Consider the following 20,143-nt stretch of genomic DNA (forward strand, 5'->3'; position numbering starts at 1 on the left):
TGTCACCGTTAGTAACGGCTCTACACTAGAGAGGTATGTTACAGCATATCTCTCTTCTCATTACCATTATAGCACAACGCCCCTAAAAAGACCATCAATAAAAGATGCCCGAGCCTCCTATTTCAAGGCTCGGGCATTTTTATTTTTATGGGCCAGTCACTAAATTCCACGTGACTGCAGCTTGGTATTGTTGACCAGTCATGCCTTGACTAGCTGGTACTTCTAATTTGATATTATCAAATGCGAAGTCTAGTTGATAGACATTACTGCCAGTAAATTGTTGGTTGGCAACGATGTTCGTAGCCGTGTTATTTGCCGTTAAGTTAATGGCAGTCGTGGTGCCAATCGTGTTTTTCAACTCCGTTGGTTGATTGTAATTGGAGAAACTTGAAACAGGAGCCGTGCCTAATAATAGGCGAGTCGCTGTTGGCAAGCTGTCTGTAGCTGATTTTGGTTGGGACAGTTGTGCCGTTAAGCTCCAATTCGGTTGAGTTTTCTTAATTCGCAGATAGGGATTGCGTGTACCGTTGCCGTAGTAATCAGCGGCTTTCTTCAGGCCATGCTGTTGTGTGTTTCCTGCAATCCCTATCTGACCAAAATTGAAAGTTGGGACACTGATGAAGCCTTCAGCCGTTGGTGTAACAATCGCCTGATCATTGTCTTTCACACGAACAGTTGCCGAAGCAGAAATGCCACTGTAATTCCCACTGGTGGTAATCCCTGCACGCAAGACTTGCCCCGCTGTGCCCGTCGCTTTGGTAGTGAACTGAACCGTGGCAGATTTACCCACTGGAATGTTAACCCCTAAGCTAACGCCATTAGTCCAAGTAGTCGCTGTGACTGGGACGGTTTTCGCCGTGCCGCCAACTGGTGTAACGATCATGGCAGTTGGTGCTGCTAAGCCAGTTGTCCAAGCCGTTGATTTCTTGATGGTCGCCGTAGTTAATGGTGCTTGGCTTGTATTGGTAATCGTAGCACGCCATGTGACGTTGCCGCCGCTAGTCACTGTTTCAGCTGTAGTGCGTGTTAAAGTAACACTCGCTTTTGCCACTTCCTCTTTATACACTGCCGTCATGTCGTCATTGCCATCAAAGGTTGTGTTATATGTTGGCGTCGTACTTGTTGTCAATGTGTTTGGTTTGGTTTTACCTTTGTACCAACCTTGGAAAGTATAGGCTTTGCCACCAGCTGAATAACTAGCTGGCAAAGCTCTCGCCGCCGTATACTTGAAGCTGTTGCTTGTCATTGGTGTTTGTTTCCCTTGCGTGAAACCTGTCGGTGGCGTGATTTTAGTACCCGCGGCATCAACAAAGTTTTCGGTGACTTGTTTCCGTGTGACTTTATAGTTTATCGTTTGCTTGTAGTCGCTAGTTCCATCGAAACCAAATAATCTTGGTTGGGAATTTGCACTAGTTAGAAATAATAGACTAGGAAGGACATCTCTTGTTAGTCCTGATTGGCCCCACCTTGCCTTAACAGAAAAAGTATTGTTCGTCTCTCTGTTAAACACTGTTTCAAAACTAGTAAAACTAGTCGTTGCTGAATCCGATAGAAGGTTGGTGCCAATGTCACTAATGGTCTCGTAGTCGTACAACGTAATGGTTTTCGTTGTTGCTTCCACTTTGTCAACATACTTCAATTCATTCGTAATATCAAAGTTGTTCAACGCAAAACCTTTATTTAAAACACCTGTTGGTAGATCAGAAAAAAGTTCATAATCATTAGGAATCAAGACGTTTTGCTTTGTTTCTACTTTATAGCGATTAGCAACGGTTGCCTCTTTACTTCCCACCATTGGGTAAAGCGAACCTGTTGCTTCAAAGGGACTAGTGGCGGTTTTTCTGAAAAATTCTGTATAGTTTCCAGAAAGCGTAAGTGGATTCGTGAACGCTTGACCTTGTTCATCGACAAACTCTGCGTAGAATCCTGGGTGAACAGTGATTTCTTGCACTTCTTCATAGACTGCCGTCATGTCATCCTTGTCATCGTAAGTGACGGCATAACTTGGTGTTTTCGTCGTTTTCATTTTGGTTTGATCAGTGCCTTTGTACCAACCTTTGAACTTGTAGTTTTTGTCCCCTACTGTGTAGGTATCTGGCAAGGCTTTGGCACTGGTGTAGGTGAAATTCTCACTATCAATCACTACTTTGTTGCCTTGGGTAAAGCCTGTTGGTGGTGTAATTTTGGCACCGCTGGCATCGACGAAGTTTTCGGTGACCTTGCGATTGGTTAACTGATAGTAAATCGTCCCTACTGGCGTAACGTAAGAATTAAATAAACGGGATGCACCTGATACATACAATCGATTATACAGATACTCCGATTGTTCTGGAATTGTAGTAGTCGAATCATACTCACTCACTTTAAATTGTGTCGTTGTCATTTTGTTTAGTCCGTAATACAATGGCGCATTACTGGTTGGGTTACCGATTAATGTATTATCTGCAGTTGAATAACGATTCAACGTAGCTTGTGTATAAGCACTTCCTGTATAGACAGAGATATTTTCATAAAATTTTGGAATAGTGATTCTTGTATTGGTTGTTCCATAATTATTCACACCACCTAAAGATACATCTGCTCTAATCGTTTTGGCAGGAATCGTCACTCGTTTGGTATTTCCTGAATTGATCCCAGTAATCGATCCAAGCTTCGTATAAGTGGAATTAATTTCTTGTTGTAAATCGGTTGTAATTGTAAACGGCGTTGGCGATATAATCGTCCCTGCTTCATCGATAAATTGGAAATTCACAGTCTTACTTGGAAAATTGTAATCTTTACCTGTGTCCACTTCATAAACCGCCGTCATGTCGTCTTGGTCATCGTAAGTGACGGCATAACTTGGTGTTTTCGTGGTTTTCAGAGCTGTTTTGTCAGTACCTTTGTACCAGCCTTTGAATTTGTAGGTCTTGCCGCCTGCCTTGTACGTATCTGGCAAGGCTTTGGCACTGGTGTACGTGAAGTCATTGCTCGTAATACTTGTTTGTTGTCCTTGCGTGAAACCAGTTGGTGGTGTGATTTTGGCACCTGTAGCATCCACGAAGTTTTCGGTGACTTTTTTATAATTGATAGCTAATTCTATATTTTTTTCAGCTAAATTAACTGAAAATCTACTATTCCCAAGTATCTCTGAACCATGATCGACTATGGCACCAAATACGGAATAAGCATTATCAAATCCAAATGCTCCTGGATTTGTTATAAGTTGATATGTTTCTTGATTTATCTTTTTAATGTTTAATGTTGATTCCCAGTTGCTAAAATTACCAACACTCACCAGCCTCTTAATCAATTCTTCACCTACCTGAACGGTAGATACGTATTTAGGGATTGATAAAGAAATATCTCTCAGATAATAGTAGTATTGGACTCTTCCATAGGTAGCGTCTGATCTTGCCCACATATCTTTAGAGGGAATATTTATTTGGATACCTTTTGCATATTTAGTACTAGTAATATCTATTGGCGCATACTCAGTCTCTATATATCTTCCAGCACTTGAAAGCCAATAAGACGTATGTTCACCCATTGTAGCATTTAATTCAAAATCATCAATATTGACGGCGGTACCGTCAGAAGATGTTAAGTTAACACCTATTGCTATATTAGGTGTAATTATCTGAGCTTGAGGGCTTTCCCTTTGAAAATTTTTCTGAATTTCTAAAAGCTGCTGATACGCTTCTTCTAAATTTCCACCTGAAACTCCTATTACATTTTTGGGTATAGGTAGTAAATTCGGTTGAACAATTTCTGAGGCCGCTGTTTCCGCTTCTTTTTGCTCCGCTTTCACTGGCGGTGCTTCCTTCTTTTCTACCGCCACTTCTGCTTGTTTCTCTGTTTCCTGTGTTACTTCTTCTCGACTTGTTTCAGTCGTTTTTTCTTGCGTTTCACTACTTGCTTGCGTTTCTTCCTTGACGCTACTTTCAGCGGTCGGACTACTTTCAATCGTAACGGTTTCCGCAACTGCCGTCACGCCAGAAAAGGCATTCACTAGCAAAGAACCACATAAGCCAATAGCTGCAAGACGTTGCCACTTAGTTTGCTTCATGTCGTCCCTTCTTTCTATGTACCATTCCGACAAGGCCAATTAAGACCAAGCCGAGAATGCTAAGATTTGCCTGACTCTTGCTCCCTGTACGAGGGAGCGTTGAGCCAGTTGTGGTGGTCTGTGTCGAACCACCACTTCGTTGATCTCCTTGCGGAGGACCAGCTGGTCCCTTGGGATCAGTAGCTGGCGCATCTGTTTTCGGCGGGGCATCTTTAGGAGCGGGTGTTGTCGGATTTTGGTAAAATTCAATCCCCACCGAACTAGAACCACCATCAGATGCTTCAACATTTATAAAGAAACTAGGAGAAGATAGTAGACACACAATCATTAAATAACGCTTTTTTTTCATTTAAAAACCTCCTTTTAAATCAACAACAGATTTGAGCTTCTGTACAATTACTGCTCAAACAACCTTTTTTTCATACCTCTATGATAACAAAGAAACCCCCTGTAGAAGTTGACGATTTTTACGCACCCTATGCGAAATTTTTGAAACACGTTGATAGAACAACGTTTACAAGCTCGTTATTTAATTATCGATAAACAAAAATGTTGTTCTACGCCTACTTTCCCTCGAAATCACGCGTTCAAAGTTTAAGTCTTTACTCTTTTTAACGAGAAAAGCTCAAAATGTTAGCATTAAAGACTAACATTTTGAGCTTTTCTTAATTATTCCGACGCATTCTTTTTTAAAAAAACAAGATTTTTTTCGCATTCCTCGCACTTTTTTAGGTTCTAACCAAGCAAGGCACTGATTAATAGCCCTAAAGCATAGGTGCCATTGAAAACCATTAAGTTCTTAATGGAATGGCGGAAACTTTTCGGCTGCGGCAATTCTTGTTTAAACGTTTGAATATTTTTCCAAATGACAGGCAGAGTAGCAAATGTAATTAACACTGGCCATTGATAAATGCCACTAATGAAGCCGAATAAAATCACCAGATAGCCAGCTAGCGCTAACACTTGAAACAGCACAATCCCCGCTGGGCGCCCGATATAATAGACTAATGTATAACGGTGGTTCTCAATATCCGTGTCTAAGTCCCGTAAATTGTTGGCGAGCATGATGTTAGCAATCGAACAGACCAAAGGCAAGGACGCCACGACAATCGCAAGCACCGCCCAGAGATTGCCGTCTAAGCGAAAGGCGCCACTGGCGAAATCAACCGTTAAGTAAAAAGGCGGATTGGTGACGACATTCAAGTAAACGGTTAAGACGAAGATGCCTAAGCCCATCGTGAAGCCACTGAAAATTTCTCCTAAGGGCATACGGGATAACGGAATCGGTCCATACGTGTAGAAAATCCCGATGAAGCAGCAAATTCCTCCTAACACAAGGAAGAGCCAACCGGTTTGAACCGTCAAGTACGCACCCACAACGGCAGTGAAGGCAATCATGGCGAAAATCATGTTGCGAACTAGTTGTGGTGAAACGCCTGATTGTCCGATAATATTTTCTTCATATTTGTAGACGTCCGATTTGGCTTTTTTGAAGTCCATGTAATTATTAATGGCGGTAGTGGCCATATCAAAGACCACCATGCCAATGAAGAAAACCAGCGTGTTGCCCCACTGGACTTCCCCAAAATAGGTCATTGAAAACAAGACCCCGATAATGAAGGGAAAGAGACTGGCAAGCTTCGTCTGAATTTCCACTACTTTTAAAAACACATTTAAAGACATTTTTAGTCGCTCCTTATTTCAAATCGGCCCGATTCCCCATCGTATAGCCAGAGTCTTTGCCGATTTCAAAGTTGCCTTCGATATCTTTGCTGATGTAGACTTTGTCGTCTTTTGTGACGAAAATGGCATCGGTTCCTTTCAGACTTTCGACATATTCTAGTCCTTTTTTGACGCCCATTGAGAAGACGGCTGTTGAGAGACCATCACCATCGATGGATTTGTCGGTGATAATGGTAACACCTGCGATGTCGTTATCAAACGGATAGCCAGTTTCACGATCGAAGAGATGGTGGTACGTTTTGCCATCGACTTTTAAGTAGCGTTCATAAATTCCTGATGTTACTAAGGTTTTGTTGCTTTCTTTGACTTGACCTAAGACTGTGTTGCGGGCTTTATTCGGATCTTGAATCCCAACTGTCCAGTCCATGTCTTTGCCACGTGGGCTGTGTCCTAAGACGTAAACATTCCCGCCTAAATCGACGATAGCGGTGGTGACGCCGTTGTCTTTGAGGACTTTCACGACTTCGTCGGTGATGAAGCCTTTGGCAATTGCGCCTAAATCCAATTGCATGCCTTTTTCTTCAAGGTAAACGGTTTGCTCTTTGTCGTTGAATTTGACTTTCGTGTAATCGACAAGTTTCAAGGCTTGATCAATTTCGGCTTGGCTTGGTTTGCGGGCATCATCGAAGCCAATGTGCCACATAGAGGTGATTGGACCAATTGCCATGTCGAAGCCGCCGCGGGAGTCTTTGCTGTATTCATAGGCTTTTTTCAACAAAGGATACAGGTCATCTGAGACTTTGACTGGTTTCACGCCTGCTTCTTGGTTGATTTCATCAATTTCTGAACCTGGTTGGTTGACGGTGATTTTATCGCCTAGTTCTTTGACACGGGCAAAAGCTTTCGGTAAGACGTCTTCTTTGCCATCATCGTAGATGCGAATTTGAACGTAGGTACCAAGCATTGTTTGACGGTCAGAGTATGGTTCTGTATTAATTTTCGCTTCTGGTTTTGAGGAACAAGCAGCTGCCACAAACAGCACTGCTAGAACACTCACCATGAGCAGAAGTTTCTTTTTCATAGGATTCCCTCTTCTTTCCTTCTTTAATTAAAAAATAAGTTCTCTTGCATAGTAGCCTTTTTTGGAAAAAATGAAAAGTCTTTCTCTTGGAAATTCACAAATTTCTGTGAAAAAATTTGTGAAATGATGGACAGAACTAGCGAAGAAAAAGGGGCGGGAAAGTCAGCCAACCGACTTTTTCCCAACCCCTCAATGGTGTCAAGTAATTGCTGAAAAGCGTTTCAGGAACTACTTCACGATTCATTTATTATTACTTATTTTGTTACGATGTTGTCAACAACGATTTCAGTTGTGTCGCCTTTTTCAGCAGCGTTCACTAATTGTTGTGCGTAGTTGATGAATGAATGTGTGCTGTGTGTTGCACCAGTTACCACTTCAACACCTGCAGGTGAGCCGTCTTCTTCGCCCATTGCTTTAACAAATTCTTTGTTTAATGTTTCGATATATTCTTTTGGTCCAACGCCAGTAACGTCTTTCATTTTGCTTTCGTATTCAGTGTCATCTTTTTTAGATTTACCGTCAGCGTTCACGTTATCGTAGTTAGATTCAGTCACTTTACCATCTTTCACAGTCATTGAGAATGTTGTGTGGTAGCCGTTTGAGTCATTTTTTTCTTTCAATGAGTACGTACCATCTTTCAATGTTGCCCCATTGTCGATTTCGATTGTGTCTGTGTTACCAGCTTGTGCTGCTTGGATTAATTGTTGTGCGTAGTTTTGGAATGATTCAGATGAATGAGTCGCACCAGTTACTACTTCCACACCGCTTGCGCTTTGTGCTTTAACAAAAGAATCGTTTAATTGTTTGATGTATTCTTTTGGTCCAACACCAGATTTTGCTTTCATGCTTTCTTCATACTTAGTGTCTTCTGTTTTAGATTTGCCGTCAGCATTGATGTTGTCATATTTAGATTCAGTGATTTTGCCGTCTTTTACAGTCATTTCAAAGACTGCACGGTAACCATTTTTTTCATTTTTTTCTTCTAATTTATACGTACCATCTTTTAAATCGCCACCGGCAACTTTTTTCGCTGGTGCTGATGATTCAGTTGATTTTTTCGTTTCTGAAGATGCTGCGCTAGAAGAGTTCGTTGTGTTGTCTTTCTTGTCTGCGCCACAGCCTGCTAATACTAAACTAAATAATGCAATTGCCGCAAAACCTTTAACAAATTTATTCACTTTCATTGATAGTCACCTTTTCTTTCATGATTTTCACAAACATTAAAAGTTTGTGATACATTACACATTATAATGGTTTTAAAAACGTTGTCAAGACCATCCCCTAAAAATATTTACATTTCGGTCTTTTTTTCATCAAAAACTCATCGTTGGAGTAAATTTGTTGACAATTAAAATTTATATTAGACAAATTCGTGAAATACTTATATAATGTTAGTCGATTGTGTACTTATTAATCATTATCACTATTTTACTACTTACAATATTAAGGAGCGGATTGTCAATGACAAAGCAAAATATTGTCGTTGTAGGTGCTGGGTATGCTGGCGTTTCAGCTACTAAATTTCTAGCAAAGAAATTTAAAAAAGATACGGACGTAACAATCACATTGATTGATCGCCATTCTTACCACACTATGATGACCGAATTGCATGAAGTAGCAGGCGGACGTGTTGAACCAGAAGCAATTCAATACGACTTACAACGTTTGTTCTCACGCAAGAAAAACGTAAAATTGGTAACAGATACTGTTACTGGGATCGACAAAGAAAACAAAGTTGTGAAAACTTTAGCAGGTTCTTATCCATTTGACCAGTTAATTCTGGGTATGGGTGGCGAACCAAACGACTTTGGAACACCAGGCGTGAAAGAAAATGGTTTCACCTTATGGTCATTTGATGATGCAGTGAAAATTCGTCATCACATTGAAGCAACCGTTGCTAAAGCAGCCATCGAACCAGATGCTGAAGTACGCAAAGCAATGTTAACATTCGTTGTCTGTGGTTCTGGTTTTACTGGGATCGAAATGGTCGGCGAATTAATCGACTGGAAAGATCGTTTAGCGAAAGATGCCAAAATTGATCCAGACGAAATTACATTAATGGTTGTTGAAGCAATGCCAACCATCTTAAACATGTTATCTCGTAACGATGCTGCCAAAGCAGAACGTTATCTAGAAAAGAAAAATGTTCAATTATTATTGAACTCACCAATCGTTGAAGTTGCAGCAGATCACATTAAATTAAAAGATGGTTCTGAAGTACCAACGCATACGTTAATCTGGACAGCTGGTGTGAAAGCAACTTCTGATGCCGCTGACTTTGGTTTAGAAGCAGCACGTGGTAGTCGTTTAGTTGCGAATGAATACATGCAAGCAAAAGGTTACGAAGACAAAAACATTTATATCATTGGTGACTTGGTTTATTACGAAGAAACACCAAACACACCAACTCCTCAAATCGTTCAAGCAGCTGAACAAACAGGTCATACTGCGGCTGCCAACATCGTTGCAGATATTAAAGGCGGCGAAAAACATGCCTTTAAAGGAAACTACCAAGGATTCATGGTTTCCATCGGCGCGAAATGGGGCGTTGCCAACTTATTCGATAAAATTCATTTGAGTGGTTTCTTAGCCATCATTATGAAACATATCGTTAACTTGAAATACTTCTTTGATATTCGTTCTGGTTACTACATGTTCCAATACATTATGCACGAAATCTTCCATATTAAAGATGATCGTTCTGTTGCTCGCGGACATACGTCTCGTTACGGCAATGTCTTGTGGAGTGTTCCGCTACGTGTCTTCTATGGTATGGTTTGGTTAGTCGAATCAATGAAGAAAATTGTCGGCAACGGCGATTACTTGAAACCAAGCACTTGGTTTGGTGATGGTTCTTGGTTCACAGATAAAGTCGTTTTCCCATTCCCTTGGTTACAAGAACAAGTAACAACAGGTGCTTCTCAAGCAACTGAAACAGCAACAACTGCTGCAAGTGGTGCGGCGGATGCGGCGGCAAGCGGTGGTGCCGATGCGGCAACACAAGCAGCGCACTTTGGTTTAAGCTACGCTTACGGCGAAACACCAATGCAAGTGTTTGATCACATGCCTAAATGGTTCGAAAGCGTAATGAAATTTATGATGCCAAACCAAGAAGTTGCTTTGTTCATGCAAAAATTCATGACAATCGTTGAAGTATGTATTGCTTTAGCATTGATTGCTGGTTTATTCACTTGGTTATCAAGTGCTGCTACAATTGGTTTAACAATTGCCTTCTGTTTATCTGGCATGTTCTATTGGGTAAATATCTGGTTTATCTTTGTCGCTTTTGCTTTGATGAACGGTTCAGGCCGTGCTGTCGGTTTAGACCGCTGGGTAATTCCATGGATTCAACGCAAACTTGGTAAAGCGTGGTATGGTACCCCGAAAGCTAGATACGGCGGTAAGTAAGCAATCGATAATCGATTGACAACTACGAGCAAAAGCTGAGACACATGTCTCCAGCTGACTATCATAGGATTTAGTATGTGGGACAGCAGTCAAGCATGACTTTTGTCCCACATATTTTCTTTTATATAATATGGTGGCTCAACTGGAAAAGAATACTTCTTTTCCGTTCATTATGTTATGATAGACAAGAAAAAAACACCAAAGGAGAGAGAAGAAAATGACGATCAAAGAATTCATTAAGAAAAGTCGCTTGAAAACATGGGACGTTATTATTATTGCTGTTTTAGTTCTTGGTTCTTTTCTGCCCCTTGTTGTTTTTGCCATGCAAAACCGTGGTCAAGAAGCGGCTACGTATCAAGTAGTCTTGAAAGTAGACAACAAAGTAATCAAAGTCTTTGACTTAAAAAAGGACGGCCCGCATTATACATATAAATACGAAGCAAAAGACGGTGATTACAACCTGATTGAAGTAGATGGTGATCGTATCCGCGTGAAGGAAGCCAACTGTGCTGACTTAGTGGATGTTCGGCGAGGCTGGATTTCCAAACCTGGTGAAACCCCGATTGCCTGTCTACCCCACAATTTGTTTATCACCGTGGAAGCTTCTGATGGGAGTGAAGACGGTAGCTTAATTTATTAAGCACGACAACTATGAGCAAATTACACAAGAATATTTATATTGCTATGCTCGTTGCCCAAGGGGTCATTATTGGTTTAATCGAAAATATGATTCCTTACCCTTTCGCATTTGCTCCTGGGGCAAAGCTCGGTCTAGCAAATTTAATTACTATTATTGCGATTTTCACCATGCGTAAGCGTGATAGTTTTTTCCTAGTCTGTTTACGTTTGATTTTAACGACATTACTGGGCGGTACACTTTCGACCTTTTTCTATAGTGCCAGTGGTGCCTTATTAAGTTATTTCGGCATGTTGCTTGTCAAGCAGCTGGGGCCAAAACGGGTCAGCATTATCGGGATTAGTGCCGTTGGTGGTTTCTTACACAACGTTGGTCAGTTGCTAACGACCTCTTTCTTTGCTCATTCGTGGGCGCCGATGCTGTACTTACCATTTTTATCTCTGTTTGGGTTACTCTCAGGGATTGCCATTGGGATTGCCGCTAATTATTTACTACAACATATCCAGACGTTACGAAAATTCCAACTGAATTATGAACAAACAACGAAACATAAGTGGAGTCAATTTTTCTAATTGAAAACCTGTCCGCCACAATTAAAGGAGTCATCTTATGAATATACATCCTATGTGGAATACCTATCCTACGTTATCAAAAGAATTAACAACTACTCTTCGCTTGATGGAACAAGCGGTTCAAATCGATAATCAAGAGATTCAAGCTGCTGTCCATGATATGATTCATTCTGGCGGCAAATTGCTACGTCCAGCCTACCAACTGTTGTTCTCTTATTTTGGTGAACAGCGGGACCCTAAAAAGGCGACAGCGTTAGCGGCTTCCATTGAATTACTGCATACCGCCACGTTAGTTCACGACGATATTGTCGACGAAGCCGATACGCGTCGTGGCTTGCCAACATTGCGTTCGCGCTTTGGGAATAGCACAGCCGTGTATACAGGCGATTATCTTTTTGTTTGCTGTTTCAAGCTCTTATCTGATTATTCTTCTTCATTAAAAAGCATTCAATTAAATTCGCGCAGTATGGAAAAAGTCCTGACTGGTGAGCTTGGTCAAATGGACAATCGCTATAATTTCGAGGTAACGATTGACCAATATTTAAAAAATATTTCCGGGAAAACTGCGGAACTGTTTGCGCTAAGTTGTTTTGTCGGTGCCTATGAAAGTGGCACCTCCCAACGTTTTGCCAAACGTTGTGGTGAAATCGGCGAAAACATCGGACTGGCTTTTCAAATTATTGATGATATTTTGGACTATACGCAAACTGCCGATGCTATCGGCAAACCCGTCTTAGAAGACGTACGTCAAGGCGTGTATTCTTTGCCCTTGATTTATGCACTTGAAGCCAATCCTGAAGTTTTGTTGCCACTTTTAATGAAAAAAGAAGCCTTGACCGATGAAGAAACACAGGAAATTTATCGTCTTGTCCATGAACTAGGTGGCGTAGAAAAGGCCCAACAATTAGCCACTCATTACACAGAAAAAGCGCTGAAAGAAATCAGCAAACTTCCTGAAACAAAGGCCCAAGCGAAAGAACAATTGTATGAAATTACACAAACGATTTTGACAAGAGAAAATTAAAAAAGCCGCTGGATCCTATTGAGGATTTAGCGGCTAGCTTTTTAGGTGATACCTTGGTATAATAAAAACGAAGAGAGCGTACTAGACATACGCTCTCTGGTAGACCGTTTAAGACGGTAGCTGAATTAATTAGGAAATAAACCCGTTAATCCTGGCTAAAGATTATGACGGGTTTATTTTTTGTCGTTTTTATTACTGATTTTGACAATTAATGTTGCGAAAGCGATCGCAAGCATCAATGCTTCAAAGACAGTCACTACTATTCCTTTCTAGGGAAAGAGCAAACAAGCAAAAACATTGGCAGTCCCCCTTTTTTTGAGAAATTGCCACCGTCATAAACTTCCTACTTGTGTAGTATAACACATTTATGCCTTCCTAGAATACGCTTACTTTTTTATTTACTATTCGACTTTTCCGTTTCAACTTGCTATAATAAACACGAAGAGAGCGTACTAGACATACGCTCTCGGGTAGACCGTTTAAGACGGTAGCTTTAATTGTGGATAAATAAACCCGTCAATCTTCGCTAAAAGTTATGACGGGTTTATTTTTTGTCGTTTTTATTACTGATTTTGACAATTAATGTTGCGAAAGCAATCGCAAGCATCAATGCTTCAAAGACAGTCACTACTATTCCTTTCTAGGGAAAGAGCAAACAAGCAAAAACATTGGCAATCCCCCTTTTTTGAGAAATTGCCACCGTCATAAACTTTCTACTTGTGTAGTATAACACATTTGTACCTTCCTAGAATACGCTTACTTTCCTGATTATTCAACAGCCGCTTTCTTTTGTAATAAAAATCGCGCACCGTTTACTGGGATAAAACGATTCAGCCAACTAAAATTTTTTAGACTAAACAGACCGACCATCTTTTTTGATGGTCGGTCTGTTTAGTCTATTGCTCCGCCCTTACTCCTTCTCCGACAATGCTCGCCAGACATCAAATGTTTGTTTTAAGCCTTGGACATTATGAACACGTAAAATTTCTACGCCTTGTTGTGCTGCATACAAGGAAGCAGCGGCTGAGCCAAAATCACGGTTGGCTGGTTCTGGTTCGTTCGTTAAAGCGCCGATGGTTCGTTTGCGAGAAACGCCGTATAGTAACGGATAATCTTGGTAGCGAAAGGCGTTAGGATCTTTTAACAGTTGAAGGTTTTCTGCGACAGTTTTATGAAAGCCAATCCCTGGATCGAAACAAATTTTTTCTAAGGAAAGCCCATATTTTTGGCATTGTTCAATTTTTTCTGTATAAAATTGGTGCAACTCTGGCAAATTGTCAATAAAAAAACAGAAAAAAATTTAAAAAAAATTTTCCTTGTAAAAAAGAACAAAAAACAGCAGTAAATCAACATTTTTACTATTTTTGACAACACTTAAACAGAGGTTGGCGTTTTTAAAATTTTTTTCAACCTCTCAAAAAAATATTCAGTTACAATTTTTAACATAAGTAAACTTCTTTTGCTGTTTTATATCCTAAAACTTTCCTAGGTCGTGTATTAATTTTATAAACAAATTCTTGAATTTGACTTTCTGTAAATTCGCCTATGTCTGTTCCTTTTGGCACATATTCTCTTAATAATCCATTCGTATTTTCATTCGTTCCTCTTTGCCAAGAAGCGTAAGGGTCTGCGAAAAATACATCTATATTTAATTTCTCTTCTACATATTGATAATCCGAAAATTCTTTTCCATTATCAGCTGTTAACGTATGTACCACTTTATTTTTCAATAACGAACAAATCGCCTTAGATACTCTTTTTGCTGTTCTATCTGGTAATAATTTTGCTAACAAATAACGACTTTTTCTATCTACAATTGTTAACAAGCAACTTTTTGTACCCTTTTTCCCAACAACTGTATCTAATTCCCAGTCGCCAACACGACAACGTTCGTCCGCTTCTTTTGGTCTATCATGTATACTTTTCCCGCCTTTCATACGATTAACGTCTGTTCGCCGTTTATACTTTTTTCCTTTTTTACGTAAACAAGAAAGATCACCATTAAATAATTCACCTGACCGTATTTTTCGATAAATGGTTTTATGACATACCATTTCTTCCCCTTTATCTCTATAATGCCCAACAATCTGTTCAGGTGACCATTCTTTCAGTAACCCTTTTTCTACTTTTTCTCTTATTTCAGATGTAAATCTAATATGATTTTTTCGTGCGCTTTGCCTACTTTCCGCTTTTACTTGCGCAAGTGACGGGTCGTAAACACCTTCTTCATTTGAATTTCTTTGTATTTCTCGGTACACAGAGGAAGAATTTCTGCCTAACATTTCCGCTATTTTATTTTTAGATAATCCCTCCGATAAATAAAAAGCTATACATGCTCGTTCTTCTATTGAAAAATGTGAATAATTCAATAAAAAAATACTCCTTTCCGTATATTTAAAGTAAAGTTACTTAAATAGTACGCAAGGGAGTATTTTAATTTATTGCATATCATAATCATCTGATACTAATTCTACATTTTTTTCTTCAAAAACAGGTTTTTCGTTATCTTCTAAAAATCCCATAATTTTAGCTCGACTTTTCGGCGAAGAATCCCATCTATTACTATTTTTACTAATCTTGTAGCCATCACCTTCAACCGATTCTCCATAAACATCATCAGAAAAATTTTGTCGCATATAAACATAATAATTATTCTTATCTTCCCAAACCATTACATTACTTTTATCTCTTTCAAAAAAATGTTTTGCTCCTTGATAATTAGACTCTTCATTCAACTGTTTATTTGCTTCAAAAGCTCTATCTACTGCTTCCGAATATTTTTTATTTGACGAACAACCAGAAACAAACGTTACAATTAATATCAACATTAAATAGATTACTTTTCTTTTCTTCATTATTTCCCTTGCTCCTTGTAACTTTTTTTATATTTTACCAAAAAACAAGATTATGTACAATGTCCTTAAAATATTTTTCAAGGACATATTTTCACTTATGCTAAATTAGTTAATGTTTGTGAATCTATTTGATAATTACCAGAAGAATCTTTTAACGCCACACATTCAACTAACTGTTCATAACGATTTGGCGCATAATCTCCAACTTTTGTTTCAATTTGAATCCTTCCCACAATGTTCACTTCATTATCATTTACTTGTTCTACTTGATATAATTTAGAAAATTTTACTGTATTGGTAACTTTAAAGCTTGAATCTTTCTCACCTGCTTTATCCACCAATATTGTATAAAGTTTTGCAGTAGTTAGCTCTTTTAATTTTCCTTCATCACGTGCAAATTCTGCTTTAATAAAAGAATGAAATAGATTTTCAAACACTTCATTTTCAGCTTCTGGAGAAACAGTTTCTTCTGTAGAAGTAGCAGGTTCAATCTTCTTTTCTTTTTCATTCTTCAACAACATTTCCAATTCTTTCTTTTCATGTTTTAATGTTTCAATTTGTCTTTCTTGCTTCTTAATCGTTGCTTCCTCTTTAGTAGAATTTGCACAACCACTTAATGCTACAAGAGAAACAAGCGACAATAAAATTATTTTTTTCATCATTTTAGCGTATCTCCTTAATTGCAAATTTTTCGTTTGAAACTTTTTCTAATGTTAGTTTATACGGCATTTCCAACAATAATTTTGTATCATTATCTCGATACGTTACGATACAACGGACATAAATACCATTTTTATCTTCTGAAATTTGACTATTCGTAATTTCTAAAAATGTCAAGTTGCTTTCTACAGGAGTTAAGTTTTTACCATAATAAATCAATTCTTTTTCATCTGCTTTTGGATACACACTGAAAAAAGTATCTAAAAAGCCTTCTACTGCTTCACGAGTGGTAGCGTCAATTGAATTTCCTTGCTCGACTGGTGTTTCTTCTATCACTGCTTTACTAGGCAATGTCGCTAAAGTTGGTAATTTCACTACCGCAAACAAATTATCTTTCACATAAATATCTACCGAATATGCACGAGTTACTGATTTTTTCCCCATTGTAAGACCAACTTTCAATAACACACTATAGATATTTTTTTCATTTTTTACAGGTTTTACTTCCCAAACTTCAACACTATCTACTGTTACTTTTTCTTTTACCTCTTTATAAAGAGCAGTAGAAACAGCCACATTTTCAGCTAAATAACTATCTAATGCTTCACGTCTTTTCTGCTGATCATTACTCGTTGGCGAAACAGTAAAATAAAGCTTTGCAAAATTTTTCGCATAACTTTGTAACCCAGTTGTATCTTTTAACTGTTCCTTTACGACTTCTCTTTCGTGTACCGTATGCGTTGAAACAGCTGTGACATTATTATATACACCGAATCCTATACTAAATAATAGAACACTCCAACCACTATAAACAATCCCACGAGAAACTCTTGAAACTCTAGTAACTTTTTTCTTCTTCCCAACTTTTTTTACTTCTTCTTGATTTTTCGATTGTGCTTTTTTTCGCTTTAACTTCATAAAAATATGCTCCTTTTCATTTCTTATTTACGTACAATACTTGTAGTTATTGGAAAGTCTTTTTTCCATTGTCGAATATATTTTGCTACAATTTGTCCTTTTTCTGCATTTTGTTCGTAATTGGTATACTTACCATTTCCATCAACACTAGCAATAACGCCCGTATGACCATAAATACTAGTAGCAACGCCACCTTGACCATAATTGATAACATCGCCTGCTTTTAAATCCTCATATTTAGGATTGAGTATAACTTTCCAACCATAACTTGCCCAATCATAATCCGTTCCAATGTCACTAGCATTCATAAAACCTGAACCCATCATCTGTGGACCACCTAATTTATCTACATAATATGCCGTCATGCCATAACACTGTCCATTGTACACAGATTGTCCCAAAGCATTCTCTAAAACAGCAATTGAGCCACCAGAACTACCTAAATACTGTTTCACTAAATCAACATAGAAAAAATTACCTCCATTCAAATAGAGGTAATTTCCGTGATTATTTGCAATCGCATTTCCATAATAATATTTTTGACCCGTTGTATTTCCTAAGCTTGGTGCTACAACATCACGTGAGAATTTTTCCGCAACTGCTAATGAATGCTTTTTTCCATTCTTTGCTACATAATCAATATAGCCACCGCCAAAATTATATGCACCAATTGCGACATCATCATCACAGCCTTTAGCTTTTGCCGAACTTAACAGAGAAGCAAAATATTTTACTCCTTGCTTAATACTTTCAACTGGTTGTAAAGAATTAGGCGGTAATCCTAAACTTTCGCTTGATTGCATAACATCATTTCCTTTACCGCCTGTTTCTACCGCCATAATAGCTAATAACACTTTTACTTTATCAGGAATTTTATTTTTTTCGGCTTCCGCTTTTACAATTGACTCATACTGTAATACCTCTTTTGGCAGTCCAACTGTTACAATTTCTTCTGAAACCTGATTAGCTTTCTGTTTGTTCGTTCCACCAAGAATAACCGTAAATAATAATCCTAATCCAAATAAAAAAGCCAACAGAAAATAAAAATACTTCTTCATTCTCTATCGCCCCCTTCTTTTAGGTGAATGATTCAATTTTGTCTGTGTTTGCTTATAGGTTTTATTTACTGTTCTTGTTTTATCGCTTGAAACAATTTGCTTTTTCTTAAGCAATGGTTCTTCAGATTTAAAATTATCCACTTGCTTAACTACACGTTTTTGTTTCCCGTCTTTCGCCAATTTATCATCAAAGGATACCGTCGCTTGTTTTGCATTTACTTTTATATCTGATACCTTTGATTCTGCATTTTCTGAATGTTTCGCTAACAATTTCTCATTAGGAACAACCTTTGTATCATTAAACGAAGCTTTTGCTTGAGGAACAGTTACCCGACGTTTGCCATCTGCTTGACTAGTTGTCGCACGCAATACACTTTGCTCTTTCGGTAATTTAGACTTATCAAAATGCTGTGGCGTAGTGGCTGCTAAATCAGCACGTACACGTTCTTTCTTTTGCGCCTCCGCATGTCTTAATGCGTCAATTTTCCGTTGATGTTCTAAAGCCCGAGCTTCTGCACGTTTTGAACGTTCTGTACTGTTTTTCAATTCTGTTCCTAAACGTCCATCTTCATAATTTTTACGCATTTCGTGCGCTTTATATTTTGCATTCGTTGGTGCATTTTTAACAGAATCTTTTACTGTATCGACTTTTTCCGCAAAATTTCTCGGTATATTTTGAACCGTTGAAATTTTCTCTCCTAAACGTTTTGAAACAGGTTGTCGTTTCGGGTAAATATTCGTATTCGTTCCAGAAGTCCCTTTTGTATCTACTGTTTTTTGTTCTTTGCCTTTCGGTAATGAACGTTTTAATACATTTCCAGCTACTCCTGCAACCATTAAATTTCTAGCCATTCGACCAAAACGAGCCCCTTGACTTGTTTCTGCTCCGCCTAAGTGCATAAAGGATAATAATTCATTGACTTTATTTGTCGCAGTTAACCAAACGGCTATTTGTAAAAACATAATCCAAATGAACCCTTTGTCTTTTGACAACGTGTAAAAAGAATGACTTAAAGAAAAAACAACTGCCAAAATAAGTGTAATGCCCATTTTGGTCATTAATGCTGAGGCGACTTTTTGTAAGGCTTTAAACAATACGCGTTGCGTATTTGGGAATAACGCAAAAACCATCGCTACAGGAAGAAATGCCATATACAGCAAGAACATAATTTGAGAAGTAATCATCGTAATAGTTAAAACAATTACAGAAAAACTAATCACTAAATTTCCTGCTATTGTTAATAATGTCATGCCGAAACGAGTAAATACACCTTGAGCCGACATATTCATATTTTTTAATTTATTTACTTCTTTTTCAACTTTTTCTTGTCTTCCATTATCTTCAAGTGCTGGTAATGAAAGAATATTCTCTACTCTATCCTTACCAATTTCATCTAAACTATCATCGCCAAATTGTAAAACACGCCATGGTGTCGCAATTTGTAATTCAAATAAATTTTCTCGAATCGCATTCGTTGCACTATGCGTTTTCTGTTCGTCCACGCTAGGAACTCCCGGGGCGTCTACAATCGAACCACTAGAAGCATTCGGTATAATCGTTTTTGCAATCTGCAACATTTCATTATTCATATCTTTTTGTGCATTATTTACATCTGTTAAATACGTGTTCACATTCATTAAAAAGACACCTGTAATTGTAAATGTCGCAAATAAAATAACCGCTTGTCGAATTGCTTTTGTTACTTGATGTTTAATTCCTGCTAAATAAGCAATATAACAACCTATAAATAAAATTGCCCATTTACCTAACATCGGAAACAAACCAGTAGCTCTTAAACCACTAGAATCAATCCCTGCAATAGCTTGAATATTCGTCGCCATGCTAGAAACTAAATCAGTAATAAAATCTAAATCAAACGCTTCTTGAACGACATAACCTAGGAAATAACAAACATATACATTCAATAACCAAAAACCATTTGTTATTGCGTAAATGGCATAAATTACTGCATCACCGATACCCTCGCCCCATTTCCAAGGCAACCAATTCCAAGAAGTATCGATATAAAAATCCAATGAATAATTTTCAAGTGGATATTTTTGAAAATTAAACAATGTTTCGCCTTTTCCTATTGTTTCACCTACCCAACCAGTCGCATGAGCAACCGAAGGCGCACAAGCAAAACAAAGAAAAAAGAGCAGTACAAATAGACTGCCCCATCGTATTTTATTTTTCAT

At 38.4% G+C, this 20,143-nt stretch carries 15 protein-coding genes and 1 pseudogene; 4 read left to right on the forward strand and 12 right to left on the reverse strand.

What is annotated here, in order from left to right; genetic code table 11:
* Positions 1-145: 145 nt before the first annotated feature.
* The 5 genes from IGK96_RS13150 to pplA all read right to left on the reverse strand — a co-directional run bounded on the left by IGK96_RS13150 (position 146) and on the right by pplA (position 7,996).
* Positions 146-4,048 carry a WxL domain-containing protein gene (locus IGK96_RS13150; RefSeq protein WP_113821080.1) on the reverse strand — a complete coding sequence of 1,301 codons (3,903 nt, stop codon included), beginning with the start codon at positions 4,046-4,048 and terminating at the stop codon, positions 146-148.
* Positions 4,035-4,397, reverse strand: a complete 363-nt coding sequence (locus IGK96_RS13155; protein WP_010776206.1) for an LPXTG cell wall anchor domain-containing protein — start codon at positions 4,395-4,397, stop codon at positions 4,035-4,037. The genes IGK96_RS13150 and IGK96_RS13155 overlap by 14 nt, the downstream gene beginning before the upstream one ends.
* Positions 4,398-4,783: 386 nt before the next feature.
* On the reverse strand, positions 4,784-5,731 hold the full coding sequence (gene menA, locus IGK96_RS13160) for a 1,4-dihydroxy-2-naphthoate polyprenyltransferase (protein ID WP_002358958.1): 948 nt from the start codon (positions 5,729-5,731) through the stop codon (positions 4,784-4,786).
* Positions 5,732-5,744: 13 nt separating this feature from the next.
* The gene (locus IGK96_RS13165) at positions 5,745-6,812 is read right to left on the reverse strand and encodes an FAD:protein FMN transferase (RefSeq protein ID WP_002354751.1); all 1,068 of its coding nucleotides are present in this window, start codon (positions 6,810-6,812) and stop codon (positions 5,745-5,747) included.
* Between the two features lie 254 nt (positions 6,813-7,066).
* Complete coding sequence (gene pplA, locus IGK96_RS13170; RefSeq protein WP_002367507.1) at positions 7,067-7,996, reverse strand: extracellular electron transfer flavoprotein PplA; 930 nt, start codon at positions 7,994-7,996, stop codon at positions 7,067-7,069.
* 277 nt (positions 7,997-8,273) lie between these two features.
* Here pplA and IGK96_RS13175 point away from each other — a divergent pair, with 277 nt between their 5' ends.
* The 4 genes from IGK96_RS13175 to IGK96_RS13190 all read left to right on the forward strand — a co-directional run bounded on the left by IGK96_RS13175 (position 8,274) and on the right by IGK96_RS13190 (position 12,453).
* Positions 8,274-10,220: an NAD(P)/FAD-dependent oxidoreductase gene (locus tag IGK96_RS13175; protein ID WP_002354747.1), complete on the forward strand. Its 1,947-nt coding sequence runs from the start codon at positions 8,274-8,276 to the stop codon at positions 10,218-10,220.
* Positions 10,221-10,437: 217 nt separating this feature from the next.
* Positions 10,438-10,860 (forward strand): NusG domain II-containing protein, encoded by a 423-nt coding sequence (locus IGK96_RS13180; protein ID WP_438756238.1) that lies wholly within the window; start codon positions 10,438-10,440, stop codon positions 10,858-10,860.
* 11 nt (positions 10,861-10,871) lie between these two features.
* Complete coding sequence (locus IGK96_RS13185; protein WP_113851326.1) at positions 10,872-11,429, forward strand: Gx transporter family protein; 558 nt, start codon at positions 10,872-10,874, stop codon at positions 11,427-11,429.
* 37 nt (positions 11,430-11,466) lie between these two features.
* Complete coding sequence (locus tag IGK96_RS13190; RefSeq protein ID WP_010713672.1) at positions 11,467-12,453, forward strand: polyprenyl synthetase family protein; 987 nt, start codon at positions 11,467-11,469, stop codon at positions 12,451-12,453.
* Between the two features lie 910 nt (positions 12,454-13,363).
* Here IGK96_RS13190 and IGK96_RS13195 read toward each other — a convergent pair.
* From IGK96_RS13195 to IGK96_RS13225, 7 genes and pseudogenes are all read right to left on the reverse strand, one after another.
* Positions 13,364-13,720 (reverse strand): annotated as a pseudogene (locus IGK96_RS13195) (dihydropteroate synthase); the annotation flags it as partial.
* Between the two features lie 172 nt (positions 13,721-13,892).
* Positions 13,893-14,822: an IS30 family transposase gene (locus IGK96_RS13200; RefSeq protein ID WP_202570896.1), complete on the reverse strand. Its 930-nt coding sequence runs from the start codon at positions 14,820-14,822 to the stop codon at positions 13,893-13,895.
* 69 nt (positions 14,823-14,891) lie between these two features.
* The gene (locus IGK96_RS13205) at positions 14,892-15,308 is read right to left on the reverse strand and encodes a hypothetical protein (RefSeq protein ID WP_438756241.1); all 417 of its coding nucleotides are present in this window, start codon (positions 15,306-15,308) and stop codon (positions 14,892-14,894) included.
* 95 nt (positions 15,309-15,403) lie between these two features.
* The gene (locus IGK96_RS13210; protein WP_438756243.1) at positions 15,404-15,970 is read right to left on the reverse strand and encodes a hypothetical protein; all 567 of its coding nucleotides are present in this window, start codon (positions 15,968-15,970) and stop codon (positions 15,404-15,406) included.
* Between the two features lies 1 nt (position 15,971).
* The gene (locus tag IGK96_RS13215) at positions 15,972-16,886 is read right to left on the reverse strand and encodes a conjugal transfer protein (RefSeq protein WP_438756245.1); all 915 of its coding nucleotides are present in this window, start codon (positions 16,884-16,886) and stop codon (positions 15,972-15,974) included.
* Positions 16,887-16,909: 23 nt separating this feature from the next.
* The gene (locus tag IGK96_RS13220) at positions 16,910-17,944 is read right to left on the reverse strand and encodes a lysozyme family protein (RefSeq protein ID WP_438756247.1); all 1,035 of its coding nucleotides are present in this window, start codon (positions 17,942-17,944) and stop codon (positions 16,910-16,912) included.
* A gap of 3 nt (positions 17,945-17,947) precedes the next feature.
* Positions 17,948-20,143 (reverse strand): CD3337/EF1877 family mobilome membrane protein, encoded by a 2,196-nt coding sequence (locus IGK96_RS13225; protein WP_438756249.1) that lies wholly within the window; start codon positions 20,141-20,143, stop codon positions 17,948-17,950.

Source organism: Enterococcus sp. DIV0682, from assembly GCF_051712685.1.
In the GTDB taxonomy this organism is placed as follows: Bacteria; Bacillota; Bacilli; order Lactobacillales; family Enterococcaceae; genus Enterococcus; species Enterococcus faecalis.